The sequence below is a fragment of the Thomasclavelia sp. genome, from assembly GCF_047249845.1.
Classification (GTDB): Bacteria; Bacillota_I; Bacilli_A; order Erysipelotrichales; family Coprobacillaceae; genus Thomasclavelia.
On sequence record NZ_JBKTWO010000155.1, the window covers coordinates 1 to 931 of the forward strand.

A 931-nucleotide genomic window follows, 5' to 3' on the forward strand; every position below is an offset into this window, starting at 1 on the left:
TTCAATTAGTTTTTTTACTGGCTAATATTTATAAAAAATGATTGAAAGTTACAAAAAATTTCAAATTATAATAAAATCAATATTTATATTCTCAAAATAAATAATTTTAGATATATGGCTTTAAATGTTTTATTGTTGTTTAAAATCTATATAAGGTGCTTTAAAAGTTGTTACTTTTTCTTTGTTGTAGAAGAAGTTTGCTATATAATAGAGGAGAATGGAGTGATTTCTGTGGAACTTGTACTTATGACTTATGATGATTATCCAATTATCAAATCTTTTTATCAAGATAAAGATGTTATGAAGATGATTACAGGAGATGTTTTGAGTGAACAGGAAATAAAAGAGAAATGGGAAATAATCACTTCATGGAATCATGATCTCAAATATGGATATTATTTAGGCTTTGATCAAGATCTTTTAGTAGGTGTTGGATGTTTAAAACCATATCCTCATGGTGTTGAAGTTGGATATATGATTTATCCAAGATATTGGCGTCAAGGGTATGGGAAGCAGATTTGTTATGAGCTGATGAAGATTGTAGAGACAATGACAGTTCAAAGAATAGTTGCTTATATTGATCCGCTAAATATACCATCTAAAAAGATATTAGAGTCATATGGATTTCAAAGTATATATCAAAAAGGGGATGAGGAGCTTTTGGAAAAGAAGAAAAATAGGATTACAGGATATACAGGTTTATATGGGATTGTTGCGAATCCAATCAGACATTCATTTTCACCAATGATGCATAATACAGCATTTCAAACATTAGGAATAGATGATGTTTATTTAGCATTTGAAGTTGCAGAAAATCAGCTATCTGATTATATAACCAGTGTAAAAACATTAAATATCAAAGGATTTAATGTTTCTATGCCATATAAATTAAAAATTATGGATTATTTAGATGATTTGACAACTGAGGCAA

Annotated in this window: 1 protein-coding gene; it reads left to right on the plus strand. The window is 27.9% G+C overall.

Annotated features, from left to right (window positions below; translation table 11 throughout):
- Positions 1 to 231: 231 nt before the first annotated feature.
- The coding region (locus ACLR9T_RS14235) for a GNAT family N-acetyltransferase (RefSeq protein ID WP_413110127.1) at positions 232 to 931 on the plus strand (700 nt) is incomplete at its 3' end.